The sequence below is a fragment of the Streptomyces sp. NPDC091416 genome (genome assembly GCF_044756845.1).
GTDB lineage: Bacteria > Actinomycetota > Actinomycetes > Streptomycetales > Streptomycetaceae > Streptomyces.
Map to the genome: position 1 here is coordinate 334,917 of NZ_JBIVTU010000003.1, position 17,969 is coordinate 352,885.

Here is a 17,969-nt window from a genome sequence, read left to right on the forward strand (position 1 = left end):
ATGGGCGAGTTGGTCAATCCGGTCTCGGGAGGTATGCGCGATGTCCACGCTCACCGTGTGGAAGTTCCGGTCGGCCGAGGGTGCGGAGGACGTGGAGACGGCGCTGATTTCCCTTCAGAAGGAAGGGCTGGTCAAGATCCTCGACGCCGCCGTCGTGAGCTGGCCCGCCGACCGTGCCAAGCCGCGCACGAAACAGCTGCTCAACCTGGTCGGGGCGGGCGCTCTCAGCGGCACCTTCTGGGGCATGCTGTTCGGCCTGATCTTCCTGATGCCACTGCTCGGCGCAGCCATCGGCGCGGCCGCCGGAGCACTCGGCGGGAAGCTGGCCGACGTCGGCATCGACGACGACTTCATCGCCGAGGTCAAGGAGAAGATCACGCCCGGGACGTCGGCCCTGTTCCTGCTCACGATGAACGAGGTGCCCGACCGGATCAGTGAGGCGCTCCCCGGCGGCGGCGCCGAACTGCTCCACAGCAATCTGGACACCCACAGCGAGCAGCGGCTCCGCGCCGTCTTCGGTGATGACGCCCAATGACCGGCCGGGCGCCGGTAACCGCGACCTGCGGTCCGCGCCTCGCGAGCCCCTTTCCCCTCGTCCCTTCCCCTTCGCACTTCCGAGCAGACGGAGCGTCCGTGAACCCGACCAGCCCCGCACGGCGTGCCCCCGGCCGCCGTGCCGTCCGCAGCCTGACCCCCGCCGTGCTCGCCGCGGTGCTCGTCGCCGGCACCGCGGCCTGCGGCAGCGACGACAGTTCGACGCAGGGCACGGCCCGCAGCACCCAGACCGTGTCCCCGGAGCCGGCCCTGACGGCCACGGCCACCGAGAGCCCGCGCACCCAGAACGACTTCGCGGCCTCGGTCTCCGCCGATGCGGAACGCAACCGGCAGAAGGCGGTGGCGACGCTGGCGGGGGTGGAGGGCAAGGGCAACGCCGTCGCGGACGTCTCCGTCAGCGGACTCCCGGTGGCGGCGTCGGAACAGTTCCGCAGTGCCCTCGTGCGGGTGACCAACGGCACCGACGAGGCCGCCTTCTACGCGGTGCGGGTGGAATTCGTGGACGCGTTCGGCAAGGTCCTCGACTCCGTGGTGCTCGGCTTCGCCGACGCCCCGCCGGACCGGACGGTCAGTCAGCACGCCAACAGCCGCAAGGCGGCCGGCGTCAAATCGTTCCCCCGGATCGCCCAGGCCGAGCGCGGCTGACGGACGGGACCGGGTGAGCCCTGCCACCGGTGCGGTCACGGACGCGCTGCGAGAACTGCACTCCAGGTACGCCGGGGACGGCCAAGGCGAACTCGCGGACTACATCCCGCAATTGGCCCTCGCCGACCCGGGTGCCTTCGGGCTGGCCCTGATCAGCATGGACGGTCACCTCTACAGCGCGGGCGATGCCGGCGTCCCGTTCACCGTCCAGTCCGTGTCGAAGCCGTTCGTCTACGCCCTGGCCCTGTCGCTCCTCGGCCTCGACGAGGTGTCGCGCTGGGTGAACGCCGAGCCCAGCGGCGAGGCGTTCAACGCCATCAGCCTGGAGCGTTCCACCGGGCGCCCGGCCAACGCCATGGTCAATGCCGGCGCCATCGTCACCACGGCCCTCATCCCGGACACTCCCGTCGCACCGAGGTTCGGCCGCATCCTCGACTGCCTGAGCCGCTTCGCCGGCCGGAGGCTGGACGTCGACGAGGAGGTGTACGCCTCCGAGGCCGCCACCGGTGACCGCAATCGGGCCCTCGCCTACCTCATCCGCAGCACCGGGCCGCTTCCCGTGGACCCGGTGGCGGCGGTGGAGACGTACTTCCGGCAGTGTTCGGTACGGGTCACGGCCCTGGATCTCGCCGCGATGGCGGCGACCCTGGCGCACGGCGGCGTCAATCCGCTCACCGGGGACAGGGTGGTGGCCGAGCCCGTCGCCGCCCAGGTGCTCGCCGTCATGGCGACCTGCGGCATGTACGACGGGTCGGGCGACTGGCTGCTCAGAGTGGGACTGCCCGCCAAGAGCGGGGTGTCCGGAGGTCTGATCGCCGCAGGCCCCGCCCGGTTCGGGCTGGCGGCGTACAGCCCGCTGCTCGACCCGGGCGGGACGTCCGTGCGGGGACGTCTGGCGATCGGGAGGCTCTCGGAACGGCTCGGTCTGCACCTCATGCACAACCCGGCACTGGCGGCCTCCACCGTCACCCTGGTCACCACCGCAGACGATCTGCCGGCCGGGCCGCAGGCCGAACGAGGGCAGCCCGGCCGTGGCCGGGTGGCGGTCGCCGCGGCGCAGGGAGCACTGGACTTCACCGCGGCGGAACGGGTCCTGTACGCCCTGGACGAGGCGGGGACCGGACGGACGGGCGCCGTGGTGCTCGACCTGGTGCGGGTGACGGACATCGACACGGTGGCCCGGGCGATGCTGCGCGGCGGACTGGCCCGGCTCGCCGCCGACGGCAGGCACACCGCCGTGGCCGACCCGGACGGCCGCCTCCGGGAGCCGGGCGAGGAGGCCGGGTCCATTCGCTCCTTCGCCTCCCGGGAGGAGGCCGTCGCCGCGTGCAGGGCGACGGCCTCGGGCTGAGCCCGGATTGTCAGGTCACCAGATGGCCCCGACCCACTCCGGGTGGTCGATGAAGGGGTTCCGGTTGTGCTGGAACCGGTCGAATATGACGTCGTTGCGCCGCTGCTCGAAGGCGTCCGGCGGGTCCTGCTCGCTCCATGTCTTCAGCACCGAGAGCCGGCCGATGTTCGGCGCGGAGCCGTTCGACACGCTGTCGTTGGGTTCGAGGTCGGCGAAGGAGTCGTCGCCCTCGTAGCGCACCGCCATGTAGAGGATCATGCGGGCCACGTCGCCCTTGACCGCGTCGCGCGGTTCGAAGGAGTCGCTGTCGGTGTAGTTGCCGGGTGCGTTGCTCAGTTCGGTGCCGCCGTTGTCGAAGTCCTTGTTGCCGCGTGTGGAGTTGACCGACACGTCTTCCGGGCGCAGATGGTGGATGTCGGTACCGGGGCCCGTGGCCGTGCCGAAGTCGCCGTGCGACTTGGCCCAGACGTGCTCCCGGTTCCACTGGCCCGCGTTTCCGCCGTTGTCGCTCTTGGGTTCGGAGGTGCCGGTGTAGAGGAGGATCACGTTCGAGGCGTTGGCCGGGTCCTCGTCGGTGGCCTTGAGGGCGTCCCAGACCTGGCTGTAGGTGAGCTTGGTCTGGTCGCTGATGATCGTGTGCAGGGCGCTCTTGAGTGCGGTGCCGGTCTTGCCGAGCGCGTCCTGGTAGTACGTGTCGTCCAGGGCGCCGAGCGGGCCTGCCGACCGTGCCGGGGCCTGCGGCGTCGTGGCCGGCGCGGCGGCGGCGGTTGCGCCGAGTACCGCGAACGCGGCAAGCGTGGCGAGCAGGGGCCGCCGGTGGAAGAGGTGACGACGGGACATGTGGGGTGTCCTCTCCGGAAATACGGGCACCGCGGCGCCGTCACAGGGTGGGGGGCGACTCCGCGGTGGTCGTGTTGCTTGATGGTCAGCGGGAGCCTTCCACACGCACCGTGACCCAGGTGTGAACGCTGCGTACCTATCATGTGCAGGTCAAGTGAGAGTCGGAGCGGACATCGGATGCGCCCCCGTCGGCGGGGGGTGAGAATTGCCGCAAGGACGAGGAGGCGGCATGAGCGACGAGCCCGAATCCATATCCGTACGGGGCGTGACCCCCGACAGCCTTCTGCACACCGGTGGCAGCGACCATCCCTCGGCGGAGGACGTGGTCCTCGCCTCCGGGCGCGATCTGACACCCGGGAATCTCGAATGGGCGGAACGCCGGCTTGCCAGAGAGGGCAGGGCGGCCATCGACAAGCTGTTGCCGTAGACCCTGCGGCCCGGCGCCCGCTGCGCCACCGGCATCCGCCTGCCGCGCGGCGGCGCCGGGCCGCGCCCGGGTGGTGGGCGCGCGAGCCGCCCGCTCCGGACCGCACCGGCGCGGTGCGCCGCGCGGACCCGCATCGGCGGCAGGTTGTGCGGGGCGTACGGCGTCGCTCGGTTAGCCTGAACACAATATGAACCGTTTGACGACGTCAGGGGTCGGCTACGACCTCGCCCGATTTCCCGAGAACCCCCGCGACCCGTTCCGTGCCTGGGACGCGGCCGACGAGTACCTGCTGCGGCATCTGGAGGGGATCGACGGGGCCGAGCCGGTCGGCCTCTCCGGCCGCGTCGTGATCGTCGGCGACCGCTGGGGCGCGCTGGCCACGGCGCTGGCCACGCACCGCCCCGTACAGATCACCGACTCCTACCTCGCGCAGCGGGCGACGGCGGCGAACCTGGAACGCAACGGCAGGGACGCCGACGCCGTCCACCTCCTGTCCGCCCGTGAGACGCCGCCGGACCGGATCGACGTTCTGCTCGTCCGCGTACCCAAGAGCCTCGCGCTCCTGGAGGACCAGCTGCACCGGCTCGCCCCCGCCGTCCACGCCGGCACGGTCGTCATCGGCACCGGCATGGTGAAGGAGATCCACACCTCCACCCTCAAGCTGTTCGAGCGCATCATCGGCCCGACCCGCACCTCGCTCGCGGTCAAGAAGGCCCGGCTCATCCACTGCACGCCGGACCCCTCCCTGAGCCGGACCCCCAGCCCGTGGCCGTACCACTACGAGCTGCCCGACGACGTCGGGACGGTCGCCGGCCGCACGGTCGTCAACCACGCCGGGATCTTCTGCGCGGAACGGCTCGACATCGGCACGCGCTTCTTCCTCAAGCACCTTCCGGTGCGCAGCGGCCCCGACCGGGTCGTCGACCTCGGCTGCGGGAACGGAGTGCTCGGCCTGGCCGCCGCGCTCGCCAATCCCGAGGCCTCGCTCACGTTCGTCGACGAGTCCTACCAGGCCCTCGCCTCCGCCGAGGCGACCTTCCGGGCCAACGCCGGACCGGACGCCGAGGCCCGCTTCGTGGTCGGCGACGGGCTGGACGGCGCAGAGCCCGGCGGCGCCGACCTCGTTCTCTGCAACCCGCCGTTCCACTCGCACCAGGCCACCACGGACGCGACCGCACGCACCATGTTCCACGGCGCGCGCACGGCGCTGCGCCAGGGCGGTGAACTGTGGGTGGTGGGCAACCGGCATCTCGGCTACCACACCCAGCTGCGCCGGATCTTCGGCAACTGCACCACGGTGGCAGGCGACCCCAAGTTCGTCGTGCTGCGCGCCGTCAAACGCTGACATCAGGGCGGCCGGTCCGCGCCCCTTCCGGATTCTTGCAACACGTTCTACTGTGTGCGCCGCCGCACACGGGCGACGCGAAGCGAGACTCCTGGAGGGGCCGTGCACCTCGAATACACGCCTGAACAGCAGCAGTTGCGCACCGAACTGCATATGTACTTCGCCGCCCTGGTCCCCGACAACGCCTACGCGCGCTACGCCGACCCGGCCGCCCAGAAGCGCTTCTACCGCGAGACCATCCGCCGCCTGGGCGCCGACGGCTGGCTCGGCGTCGGCTGGCCCACGGAGTACGGCGGCCGGGGTCTTTCGCCCATGGAGCAGTTCATCTTCTTCGACGAGGCGGCGCAGGCGGGCGTCCCGCTCCCGCTGATGGCCCTCAACACCGTCGGCCCGACGATCATGCAGTTCGGCACCGACGAGCAGAAGGCCTACTTCCTGCCGAAGGTCCTCGCCGGGGAGATCGACTTCGCGATCGGCTACAGCGAACCCGACGCGGGCACCGACCTCGCCGCCCTCAAGACCCGGGCGGTGCGCGACGGCGACACGTACGTGGTCGACGGACAGAAGATCTGGACGACCAACGGCGACACCGCGGACTGGGTCTGGCTCGCCGCCCGCACCGACCCGGACGCCCCGCCGCACAAGGGCATCACCATGCTCCTCGTGCCGACGTCCGACCCCGGCTACTCCTGCACCCTGATCAACACGCTCGCCTCGCACGACACCACCGCCAGCTACTACGAGAACATCCGCGTCCCCGTCTCCCGCCGGGTCGGCGAGGAGAACAAGGGCTGGCGGCTCATCACCAACCAGCTCAACCACGAACGCGTCACCCTCGCCGCCCACGGCACCATGGCCATCCGAGCCCTGCACAACGTCCGCCGCTGGGCCGCCGAAACCCGCCTCGCCGACGGCCGCCGCGTCATCGACCTGGGCTGGGTCCGCGCCCGCCTCGCCCGCACCCACGTCCGGCTCGACGCGATGAAACTCCTCAACTGGCAGATGGTGTCCGCCGTCCAGCACGCCACCCTCACCCCGCAGGACGCCTCCGCGGTCAAGGTCTACGGTTCCGAGGCGCGGCGCGACGCGTACGCCTGGCTCATGGAGGTCGTCGGCTCGGCAGGACCGCTCAAGGAGGGCTCCGCGGGCGCCGTCCTGCACGGCGAACTCGAACGCGGATACCGGTCAGCCGTCATCTTCACCTTCGGCGGCGGCAACAACGAGATCCAGCGGGAGATCATCTCGTGGATCGGCCTCGGGATGCCGCGGGTACGCCGCTGAGAGCCGGTGGCGAATGCGGAAGGGGTCTGGCGGCTGCCGGACTTCCGGGTCCTTCCGACGTGGCACGACGTCGTGGTCGAGGCCTTCGGCGAGGCCTCCTCGGCCGGTATGGGGCCGGCAAGCGGATCGGGCAGGCAATCGATCACGGCGGCAGCACGCATTACGTACTCCGCGCTGGTCTAAACGCATAGTGACGTGTCCCACAGCTGAACAATCGTGAGAACACGCAAAGGTCTGCGGGCCATACTGATTGTCATGACACCGACGGCCACATCCGTGGGCGCCTGCTGTTCGCTGCTGCGCGCAGGCCGAAAGTGCCCGGCCGAAAATTCGCGTTCGGTCGATTTTCCTGGGGCTCTTCGACGCCCTGGGCGGACCGGTGGACCGTGCCGTGTTCGCCGATGCGGAAATCCGCCGTCAGGAGCGGGGCCGCGTGTTCGCCCGGACCCCTGTCTGCCTCGACTCGTGCCCTCTGCGGCGCCCCGGTGTGCCGCGCCGGTTCCGGCTCGGTCCGCACTTGCACCGGTACCCGCCACGACCGGCCCTGCGGCCTTGCCGCGGTGATCAAGGAACTGTCGTAGCCGGCGGATGTACGAGCGGGAGTGGGAAGTCAACTGGAAGCCCGCTCCGCGCGGGCTCGGGCAGAGTCCTCGCGTTCGCTCGCGATCTTCTGCCACAGCGTCATGCCCGGGTGGTGTGGCAGGAAGGAGTCCGTCATGAACCTTCACGCGCTCGCCCGCATGTACGCCGACGGTGAGATGTCGACGACGGGGGTACTGGCCGAGCTCGGCAGACGCGCGGACATTCCTTTGTCCGAGGGACAGCGCGGCCTGTGGGCGCTTGCCAAGATGGAGCCGGAGACGTACGCGTACAACGTTCCCGTGTGCTTTTCTTTCGCGGACGTGGATACCGCGGCACTTCAGGCCGCATTCCGCGACACGCTTTCCCGGCATCCGCTTCTCACGGCCGCGGTGCGCGAGATGGATGACGGGCCGCTTCTGTCCCACGCGGATGCGGACGGTTTCTCCGTCGAGTACGTGGACATCTCCGAAGTGCCGTCCGGTCGAGTGCTGAACATTCTGCAGGAAAAAGCGAGGCGGCCGTTCGGCCCGGCCGGTGATCCGTTGACCAGGCTGGCCGTCCTGCGTCGCTCGGCTTCCGAGGCGTACGTTCTGCTGGTCGTTCATCACCTCGTGATCGATGGAGTGTCGGGGCGCCTCGTCATCGACACGCTGTTGCGTTCGTACCGGGCACGGGCCGGGGGGCGGGACGTGCCGGTCGAGGTGGGCTCCGCCTCATTCGGTGAGTTCGTCGCGTGGGAGCGGGCCGCACTCGCCGGCGAGCGCGCCGGGGAGGACCGCGAGTTCTGGGTGCGGGAGCTCGCCGGTGCGGACGTCCTCACAGGGCTGCCCTCGCAGGCGGCTCTGCTGCCGGACGCGCCTCATGTGGGCGAGGTGTACACCAGCAGGCTGCCGAACGAACAGGCCGCCGCCATCGAGGCCTTCACCGCATCGCACGGGATCAGCCCGGGGATCTTCTTCCTGACGGCCTTCCTGACCCTGCTGCACCGGTACACCGGGAGCGAGGACCTCGTCATCGGGATGCCGGTGGCCGGGCGCCCGACGGAACACTTCGATCCGGTCGTCGGCTGCTTCGTCAACACGCTGCCCGTCCGCAGCAGGCCGAACGCCTCCGAGGAGTTCACGTCGTTCGCCCGGCGCGTGCGGTCCACGGTGCTCGACGTACTCGAGCACGGGACCTATCCGTTCCACCGGATCGTGGGCGATCTCGGTGCCCGGGGCGTGAATCCGCGGTCGCCTCTCTACCAGGTCGTGTACAACTACCAGGATTCTGCTCTCTCCGGATACCTGGGCGAGCGGGCCCACGCCACCGGCGAGACGGACTTCGAGCTCGTCGACGGGCTGTACCAGCTGGGTGAGTACGACCTCACGGTGGACGTGGCTCCCGGTGACGGGTTCCTGGTGAACTGGAAATACCACCCCGACGCCTTCTCGGCCGACGCCGTCGCGGGCATGGCAGCACACTTCGCCAACCTGGTGGACAGCGTCCTCGCGTCGGACGGGCAGTCGCCGATAGGCAGGCTGAACCTGCTCGACGACGAGGAACGGCGCCTCGCCATCGAGGCCTGGAACGGCACCGAGGCCGGCTTTCCCGCGCATCGGACGTGCTGGGACCTCTTCGCGGAGCAGGCAGAGGCCAACCCGGACGCCCCGGCGGTCACCTGCGGGAAGCGGACGCTCACCTATCGCGAACTCGCGGAACGGAGCTCGGCGCTGGCAGAGGCGCTGACGCGTCAGGGCGTCGGCCCCGGGGACGTTGTGGGGGTCTGCTACGAACGGTCACTCGACCTTGTCGTGGCCCTCCTCGCCGTCATGAGGACCGGCGCGGTGTACCTGCCCCTGGACGGTCGGCTGCCGGCCGAACGCCTCTCCTACATGGTCGAGGACAGCGGCGCGCGACTCGTCATCTGCCATGGGGCGGCGATGGACAGGCTGGCCGCCGTGGCCACGCCGAAGACGAGGCTGTACGCGACGGACCGCCGGGACGATCAGGTCGCCCAGGCACGGGCAGCGGCGGGGGAGACGACCACCGATACGCCGGACTCGCGGGCCTCGACGCCTCCAGCCGCCTACATCATCTACACCTCGGGCAGCACGGGGAAGCCCAAGGGCGTCGTGGTCCCGCACGCGGCGCTGACCAATTTCCTGCTGGCCATGGCGCACATGCTGCAAGTGACGTCCGACGATCGGCTGCTGGCGATCACCACGCACAGCTTCGACATCGCCGCCCTGGAGCTCTACCTCCCCCTGATCACCGGCGGGCAGGTCTGCGTCTGCGAATCGGCCACGGCCGCCGACGCCACGCTGCTGGCCGAGAAGATCGCCGACTGGCGGCCCACCGTCATGCAGGCCACCCCGGCGACCTGGGCCATGCTGGTGCGCGTCGGTTGGCAGAACACCGAGGGCGTCAAGGTGTTGTGTGGCGGCGAGGCGTTACCCGACGGTCTGAAGGACCAACTCGTGGCGCGCGGCGAGGCCTGGAACCTGTACGGGCCCACGGAGACGACCATCTGGTCAGCGGCCAAGCGGCTGCGCCGTGAGGAGCCGGTGACCATCGGCGGCCCCATCGCGAACACCCGGCTGTACGTACTCGACCAGAACATGAGCCCGCTGCCTGTCGGCGTGACCGGCGAGCTTCACATCGCAGGCGACGGGGTCGCCCTGGGCTACCACCGGAAGCCGGAGTTGACGGCCGAGCGCTTCCCGGACAACCCGTTCGCGCCCGGACGGCTGTACCGGACCGGCGACCGCGCGCGCCGGCTGCCGAACGGCGAGATCGTCGTCCTGGGCCGGATGGACAACCAGGTCAAACTGCGCGGCCACCGCATCGAACCCGGTGAGATCGAGGCGGTGCTCGATGCCCGCCCGGAGATCAGCCGGAGCGCCGTCCTGGTCGAGCATGCCGGCGTGTCGGACAGACTCACGGCCTACTACACGGGGAACGGTGACGCGCCGGTCGACGCCGCGCTGCTGCGCGCGGAACTCGCCAGAACCCTCCCCGCCTACATGCTGCCCGCCGCATTCGTGGCCCTGGACGCCTTTCCGCTCACGGCGCACGGCAAGGTCGACCGGGCGGGGCTGGCCGAGGCCGCCCGGACGATGGCGCTCGCGGCCGCCGACAGTCCCGCCGCCGACAGCCCCGCCGCCGACAGCCCCGCCTCCGGCCCGGTGGCCGCGCGCGGCATTGAGCGGACCGTGCGCGGGATTTTCGAAGAGGTGCTCGGTTCGCGCGATATCGATCGTGCCGCAGGCTTCTTCGACATCGGCGGAGACTCGTTCGCGGCCATCGAAGCGGTGGAGCGGATCAACCGCGAGTTCGACTGCTCGTTGCGACCCACCAGCATCTTCGCGCACGCGTCCGTCGCGGCGATGGCGCGCCACCTGACGGGGCTGCTGCCTGCAGGGCACATACCTGCGGCGCAGCCGGTCGAGTCCGGGCAGCAGCCTGATTCGCGCCAGGCCGCTCCGGCGGCCGACGACGCCCCACTCGACGACGCCCCACTCGATGACTCGATCGCGGTGATCGGTATCTCCTGCCGGTTTCCGGGAGCCACGGACCACCGCGAATTCTGGTCCGCGCTCGTGGAAGGACGCAGTGGCGGTACGTCATGGTCGGCCGGGGAACTGCGCTCGCTCGGAGTGCCGGAAGAGCTGATCGCCCGACCCGGATACGTGCCGCAGCGGTCGGTCGTGGACGGCAGGGCGGAGTTCGACGCGGCGTTCTTCGACATCTCCCCCCGCGACGCAGAGTTCATGGACCCACAGGCGCGCTTGCTGCTGCAGCACGCCTGGCAGGCGTTGGAGGACGCCGGCTACCGCCCGGAGGACGTTCCCGAAACCAGCGTCACCACGTCCACGAGCACCAACTTCTACCAGGCCCTGCTCCCGGCTCTGATGGCGAACGCGTCGGGCCCGCGGGTCCTGGCGAGCTCCGAGACCTACGCCGCGTGGCTGTTCGCCCAAGGCGGCACGGTGCCCACGATGATCTCCACGAAGCTGGGCCTGCGTGGCCCCAGCATGGCGGTGAGCACCAACTGCTCCTCGGCACTGAGCGCGGTGCACGTCGCCTGTCAGGGACTTCTGGCCGGCGATGCCGAGCAGGCGATCGTCGGCGCGGCCAGCCTGTTCTCCGCGGGGGAGCTGGGATACGTGCACCAGCCGGGCCTGAACTTCTCGAGCGACGGGCACAGCCGCGCGTTCGCCGACGGCGCCGACGGGATGTCCGGCGGTGAAGGCGTCGGCGTGGTCGTCCTCAAACGAGCCAGCGAGGCGGTCGCTGCCGGCGACCACATCTACTGCCTGATCCGCGGCGTCGCGGTGAACAACGACGGAGGCGACAAAGCCGGGTTCTACGCACCCGGCGTGCGCGGCCAGACCGAGGTGATCCGCAAGGCGCTGGACAAGGCGGGCACGGACCCGTCGACGATCAGCTACGTCGAAGCGCACGGCACGGGTACGAGGCTCGGCGATCCCATCGAGGTCGCGGCTCTGACCGAGGCGTACCGCCATTACACGGCACGCAGCCGGTTCTGCGGCATCGGCTCGGTCAAGAGCAACATCGGCCACCTGGACGCGGCCGCGGGGATCGCCGGACTGATCAAGGTGGCCCTGGCCCTGCAGCACGGAGAGGTTCCGCGGACCCTGCACTGCGACGTGCCGAGCTCGGAGATCGACTGGGACGAGTCGCCGTTCTTCGTGGCCGACCGGAATCTGCCGCTGGACGGCGACGAGCCCGCGCGGGCGGGACTGAGCTCGTTCGGGATCGGCGGCACCAACGCGCACGCGGTACTGGAACAGGCGCCGACCGGTGCGCGGCCCGCCGGACGCACCGGTCCCCAAGCGGTGGTCCTCTCGGCCCGCGACGGGGAGCGGCTCGGCGTCCTCGCGCGGCAGCTGCTGGAGTTCCTGCCGGGATACCGGGACGCACACGGTGATCTGGCGTCGCTCGCGTACACGCTGCAGGTCGGGCGGCGGGCGATGGCCGAACGGGTGCTCTTCGTCGCGAACGACGTCGACGGGCTGATCGCAACGCTCCAGGACTACGTCGAGCGCGGGGCGCGCGGAACGGTGTTCGAAGGTACGGCCCGACGGCCCGAGGACCCGCTGCTCGGCCTCTTCGACGGCTCCGGGGAACTGCGAGCCCTGGCTGCCGGGTGGCTCGAACGTGGGGAGTGGGACAGGATCGCGCCCCTGTGGGTCAATGGCGTCGACGTCGACTGGCACGTCCACCACGGCGCGAATCCGCCGGTGCGGGTGAGTTTGCCGACGTATCCGTTCGCTGCGAAACGGTACTGGCCGGCTGCCGAGGCGGTGTCGGCTCCTCGGACCACCGCCCCGCTCGACGCGGCATCGTTGCTCGTGGCCGCGGCCGGGCCCGAGAGCGTCGAGACGTTCCTGTCCGGCCGCTCGTCCGCCACGGACGAGATGGACAGCCTCTCGCGCCCGCTCGTCCTCGGACAGCTCGTGGCGGCGGGACTCTTCGACGCGCCCGTTCGCCGCGACCTGATCGGGCAGAGGGCCGCGCCGCCCTTCGCCCAGTGGCTCGACCATACGGTGACGGTGCTGCTGAGCCACGGAGAGCTCGTGCACGAGGGCGGATTCGTGGCGCCCGGGACGAGTGCGCCGGGCCTCGGACAGGCGTGGCGCACCTGGCGCGCGTGGAAGGACGCCCGTGCCGGGGATCCGGAGCTGGCGGCCAAGACCGGCCTGACCGAGCGCATGATCGAGGCCTTGCCCGCGATCCTGTCCGGGCGGACGAAGGCCACGGCGGTCATGTTCCCGGGCGGCTCGTTCGAACTGGTCGAACCGGCGTACCGGGGGAACGCGACGGCCGACTACTTCAACGACGTGACGGCCGGCGCGGTGCGCGCGGAGGCGGACTCCCGCCGTGACGGGATCCGGCTGCTGGAGATCGGAGCGGGCACCGGCAGCACCAGCGAGCGCGTTCTCGCCCAGCTGGCGGGCCGCGACATCGCCGAGTACCGCTATACGGATATTTCGAAGGCGTTCCTGATCGACGCGGAGCGGCGGTTCGCCGAGCACGTGCCGTACGTGTCCTTCACGGCCTTCGACGTGGAGCGGGAGCCCGGCGCACAGGGACTTGCCGCGGGCCACTACGACATCGTCATCGCCAACAATGTCCTGCACGCCACCACAGACATCGTGCAGGCGGTGCGTCATGCCAGAGTGCTGCTGCGGCCCGGTGGAGTCCTCGTACTCAACGAGCTGGCCCGGAACGACTGGTGGTCGCATCTGACCTTCGGGCTCCTCGAGGGGTGGTGGCGGTTCACGGACGGAAGGCGTATCCGGGGCGGACCGGCGCTGTCCTCGGACTCGTGGCGCGCAGTGCTGCGGGAGTGCGGGTTCGACACGGTTGAATTGCTGGCGGAGCCCGCCCGCGACCTGGGCCAGCAAGTGCTGCTGGCGCGCGCCGGTTCGCCTGTCGAGCGCCGGGAGCCGCTGTCTGCCGCACATGGTTCGCTCGAGGAGCGCGTCCGCGCGACCGTCGAGCGGATCCTCTCCGAAACGCTGAAGCTGACTGCGGATGAGCTCGCGTCCGACAAGCCCTTCGCCGACTACGGACTGGACTCGCTCACCGGCGTCTCCCTGGTGCACCGGCTCAACGAGTCGCTGGGCACCGACCTCGATCCGAGCGTGCTGTTCGAGAACCCGTCGATCAGGCGGCTGACGCGTTTCATCGTCGACGAGGAGGGCGCCGCCATCGCGGCCGCGGGGCCCGGGCCGTCCGCGGTGCCTGAGCCGTCTGCGGTGCCTGAGCCATCTGTGGTGTCCGGGCCGTCTGCGGTGCCTGAGCCGTCTGCGGTGTCCGGGCTCTCCGCGGTGCCTGAGCCTTCCGCGGCGTCCCGGCCGTCTGTGGTGTCCGGGCCCTCCGCGGCATCCGAGCCCTCCGCGGTGTCCGGGCTCTCCGCGGTGTCCGGGCCGTTGGGCGGTGGCCGGGAGCCCGTCGCGATCGTCGGAATGAGCGGCCGGTTCCCGGGTGCCCGGGATGCCGACGAGTTCTGGGACCTGTTGGCCTCCGGCCGGGATGCTGTCTCGAAGGTGTCCCGCTGGGACCTCGCGTCGCTGGGCAGCGTGTGCCTGGACGGCGGTCTCCTGGACGGCATCGACGAGTTCGACCCGCTCTTCTTCGGGATCTCCGGTGCGGAGGCCGTCTACATGGAGCCGCAGCAGCGGCTGTTCCTTCAGGAGGCGTGGCGGGCGCTCGAGGACGCGGGCCACGCGGGCGAGTCGCTCGACCGCGACCGGTGCGGTATCTACGTGGGCTGCGCTGCGGGCGACTACCTGGACTTGACGGGGCCGGCCGACTACCCGGGCCAGGCACTGTGGGGCAACATGAACTCGCTCGTGCCGTCCCGCATCGCGTACTACCTGGACCTGCACGGGCCGGCCATCGCGGTCGACACCGCGTGCTCCAGCTCGCTGGTCTCCCTCTACCTCGCGTGTCAGGCGCTGTGGGCGGGCGAGGTCACCACGGCGATCGCGGGCGGGGTCTACGTCCAGAACTCGCCGCGGCTGTATCTGGCGGCGTCGCGGGCCGGGATGCTCTCCCCGACGGGCCGGTGCCGTTCGTTCGACCAGGCGGCCGACGGCTTCGTGCCGGCCGAGGGAGTCGGTGCGCTGATCCTCAAACGGCTCTCGGACGCCGAGGCGGACGGCGACCACATCCACGGCGTGATCCGTGGCATCGGGATCAACCACAACGGCACGACGAACGGGATCGCCGCGCCGAACGGGACCTCGCAGGAACGGCTGATCCGGCAGATCTACCAGGACTTCGAAATCGACCCCGCGGGGATCGGGCTGGTCGAGGCGCACGGTACCGGAACCAAGCTCGGCGATCCGGTGGAATTCCGGGCGCTCGATCGCGCGTTCCGCGGTTTCACGGACGCCGAGCGGTTCTGCTCGCTCGGCTCGACAAAGGCTTCCATCGGCCATGCGCAGGCCGCGGCCGGCGTGATCGGCGTCATCAAGGCACTGCTGGCGATGAGGCACGGGGTGATCCCCGGCCTGCCCCACCACACCACGACGAACTCCAGTGTCACGTTGGCCGGCAGCCCGTTCTTCGTACACACGGAGCCGAGGCGTTGGGCCGTGCCCGAAGGCGGCAAGCGGCGCGCCGCGGTCACGTCGCTCGGCGCGAGCGGAACCAACGCCCACGCTGTCATCGAGCAGCCGTCGGAGCCGCCCACGCGGTCGTGGAACAGGCGGGACGGGGCCCGGCTGATCGCGCTGTCGGCGGCGACGGAGCAAGCCTTGCGCGAACAGGTGGCCCGGCTCGCGCGCCACTGCCGCGAACACCCCGGCCTCGACGTCGGCGACGTGAGCCACACACTTCTGCTCGGCCGCAGGCACCTGCGGCATCGATGGGCGACTGTGGTCCGGGACATCGCGGAACTGGAGAGCCGGTGCACTGCCCGGCTCTCCGGGCAGGACATTCCGGCCCGGGGCGCAGACTCCGGACTGCAGGCACTGGCCCAACGGTTCCTCGACGGTGAGGTACCGGATTTCGCCGGGTTGTTCCGCGACAGCCGCTACCGCCGCGTTCCGCTGCCGGGCTACCCCTTCGAGGAGGAGCGCTACGCGCTGCCGAACCGCGCGGCGGCGGACGAGGGGCCGCCGCGCGAGGGTGAAGTGCTCACCGGCGACGAGTTCTACCTGCGTGAGCATCAGGTGCGGGGAACCGGGATCGCCCCGGGGGCCATGTATCTGCAGTGGGCCGCGGCAGCGGCGAGACGGAGCGCGAGCGAGTCGGTCCGCTTGCAGGACATCGTCTTCCTGCGGCCCCTCTCGGTGCCGGGGGTGCCGCGCGCGGTGCGAGTGGCTCTTCGCGCGGACGGCGACGTCACCCGGTTCATGGTGTCCTCCGCGGAGTCCGCCGGGGACGAGCCCGTTCTCCACTGCCAGGGAGAAGTCTCCGCCGGGGAGCCGACGGCTGCGCGGGCGCTCGATCTGCCCGCGCTGCTTCGGGACTTCCGGTCCACGCAATTCGACCCCCGGCGGTTCTACGCCGAGTGGCGGGACCGCGGCATCGCCTACGGCCCGACGTTCCAGGGAGTCGTGGCGGTGCACCGCGGCGACAACGCGGTGCTCGCCGAACTGCGGCTGCCCGGCACGGGGTCAGCAACGACGGACCGCCTCGTCCCGCACCCGGCGCTGGTGGACTCGGCGATGCAGTGCATGCGGTTGCTCGACGGCGACGATCGGGTCGGGCTGGTGTTCACCATCAAGTCGGCCGAATTCCTCGCCCCGGGCGCGAGCACCATGTGGGCCCTGATCCGCCGTGCCGAGGACGCGCGCGGCGCGGACCGGATCGACATCGACCTCGCGGCCGACGACGGCACGGTGTGCCTGCGTCTGCGGGGCATCGCAGGCCGTCGAGCCGAGCAGACGCCGGACCCGGCGGACGGCGCCGCCACGCTGGTGCCGGTGTGGGACCCCCTTCAGGAGACGGAGTCCGCGACGTCGTGGCCGCAGCGTTCCGAATCAGTGGGCATCATCGCGTCCCCGGGGCAGGCGCGTGACGTTCTCATCGCACTCCTGCCGGGCGCGCACGTGGTCGCGGACCCGTCGCAGAGTACGTACGACGACCTGGTGACGTCCGTCCGGTCGGTCCCGGAACTCGGCCATCTGATCTGGGTGGCGCCCGGCGCCGTGGACGACCGGTCCGGTGCGAGCGTCGTCGAGGGCCAGTCCAGCGGCACGCTGCACGCCTTCCGCACGGTGAAGGCACTTCTGGCCGCGGGGTACGGCGATCGCCCATTGGGCCTGACCCTGATCACTGAGCGGGCGCACGCCGTCCATGAGGCCGAGGCGGTCGACCCGGCGCACGCCGGTGTCGCCGGCCTGGCGGGGTCGACTGCGAAGGAGTACCCGCACTGGCGGGTGCGGGTGGCGGATGTCGAGGACTACGACGCGCCTTCACTCGCAGCGGTGCTCGGCCTGGCCGCGGACCCGGACGGCAACCTGCGTATCCACCGCGACGGCCGGTGGCACGGGCAGCGGCTGATGACCGTTCAGCCGGCCCCGCCGACGTCGTCCCGTCTGCGGCAGGGCGGCACCTACGTCATCATCGGCGGGGCGGGCGCCCTGGGCACGGTCATCAGCGAGTACATGATCCGCCGGTACCAGGCCCAGGTGGTGTGGCTCGGCCGCAGGCCGCGGGACGCGCGGGTCGATGCCGCTCTCGCACAGGCGACCGGCGCGGACGGGCCCGCGCCGCTGTACCTGCGGTCCGACGCGACCGACCCTGTGTCCCTGCGCGCGGCGAAGGACGAGATCGTACGACGGTTCGGCGCGGTGCACGGCGTCATCCACTCGGGCCTCGTGTTCTCGGGGGCGAGCCTGGCCCGGATGAGTGAGGCGCAGTTCGAGGACGTGCTGCGCGGCAAGGTCGACGCGAGCGTCCGGTGCATGCAGGTGTTCGGCGGTGACTCGCTCGATTTCGTGCTGTTCCTGTCCTCGATCAACTCCTACCTCAAAGCCATCAAGCAGGCCAACTACGCGGCCGCCTGCACGTTCCTCGATTCGTTCGCGCTGACGGTGCAACGCCGATACGGCAGTGCCGGCAAGGTGCTGAACCTGGGTTACTGCTTCAACAACGCACCCACCGAGGGAGAGCGGGGCGCGGTGGTCGGAGCGCAGGCACCGCTCATCCAGCCGGACGAGCTGACGGCGGCGATCGAACGGCTGTGCGCGGGGCCGGTCAGCAGGCTGACGTTGATGAAGTTCAGTCCCGCGCTCAACAGCCGGGGCATCGTTCTGGGCGACGACGAGGTCATCCTCCCCACGGCCGTGCCGCCGGACGCCGTGCCCGCCGACGTCCGGGAACCGGCGGCGGCGTGGGGCGGCGAACTGGAGCGGCTGCGCGCCCGCACCGCAGAGCTGACCGCACTCGCGATCTGATCGCGGCCTTCGAAGGGACTG

8 protein-coding genes are annotated in these 17,969 nt (G+C 70.7%); 7 read left to right on the plus strand and 1 reads right to left on the minus strand.

Features of this window, described 5'->3' with window-relative positions; translation table 11 throughout:
* The first annotated feature begins 40 nt into the window (after positions 1-40).
* From ACIQMX_RS12145 to glsA, 3 genes are all read left to right on the plus strand, one after another.
* Positions 41-535 (plus strand): DUF1269 domain-containing protein, encoded by a 495-nt coding sequence (locus ACIQMX_RS12145; RefSeq protein WP_363077349.1) that lies wholly within the window; start codon positions 41-43, stop codon positions 533-535.
* A 98-nt stretch (positions 536-633) separates the two neighbouring features.
* Entirely contained in the window at positions 634-1,200 is a 567-nt protein-coding gene (locus tag ACIQMX_RS12150; protein ID WP_402477016.1) for a hypothetical protein, read from the plus strand.
* A gap of 13 nt (positions 1,201-1,213) precedes the next feature.
* Positions 1,214-2,551 (plus strand): glutaminase A, encoded by a 1,338-nt coding sequence (glsA, locus tag ACIQMX_RS12155; RefSeq protein ID WP_402477018.1) that lies wholly within the window; start codon positions 1,214-1,216, stop codon positions 2,549-2,551.
* Between the two features lie 15 nt (positions 2,552-2,566).
* Here glsA and ACIQMX_RS12160 read toward each other — a convergent pair whose 3' ends face one another.
* Positions 2,567-3,391 (minus strand): endonuclease I family protein, encoded by an 825-nt coding sequence (locus ACIQMX_RS12160; protein ID WP_402477021.1) that lies wholly within the window; start codon positions 3,389-3,391, stop codon positions 2,567-2,569.
* 229 nt (positions 3,392-3,620) lie between these two features.
* Between ACIQMX_RS12160 and ACIQMX_RS12165 the strand changes: the two genes are divergently transcribed.
* The 4 genes from ACIQMX_RS12165 to ACIQMX_RS12180 all read left to right on the plus strand — a co-directional run bounded on the left by ACIQMX_RS12165 (position 3,621) and on the right by ACIQMX_RS12180 (position 17,948).
* The gene (locus ACIQMX_RS12165; RefSeq protein WP_363077357.1) at positions 3,621-3,818 is read left to right on the plus strand and encodes a hypothetical protein; all 198 of its coding nucleotides are present in this window, start codon (positions 3,621-3,623) and stop codon (positions 3,816-3,818) included.
* A gap of 187 nt (positions 3,819-4,005) precedes the next feature.
* Positions 4,006-5,163, plus strand: a complete 1,158-nt coding sequence (locus ACIQMX_RS12170) for a methyltransferase (protein WP_363069219.1) — start codon at positions 4,006-4,008, stop codon at positions 5,161-5,163.
* 102 nt (positions 5,164-5,265) lie between these two features.
* Positions 5,266-6,444 carry an acyl-CoA dehydrogenase family protein gene (locus tag ACIQMX_RS12175; protein WP_402477026.1) on the plus strand — a complete coding sequence of 393 codons (1,179 nt, stop codon included), beginning with the start codon at positions 5,266-5,268 and terminating at the stop codon, positions 6,442-6,444.
* A gap of 716 nt (positions 6,445-7,160) precedes the next feature.
* Complete coding sequence (locus tag ACIQMX_RS12180; protein ID WP_402477028.1) at positions 7,161-17,948, plus strand: amino acid adenylation domain-containing protein; 10,788 nt, start codon at positions 7,161-7,163, stop codon at positions 17,946-17,948.
* Positions 17,949-17,969: the final 21 nt, after the last annotated feature.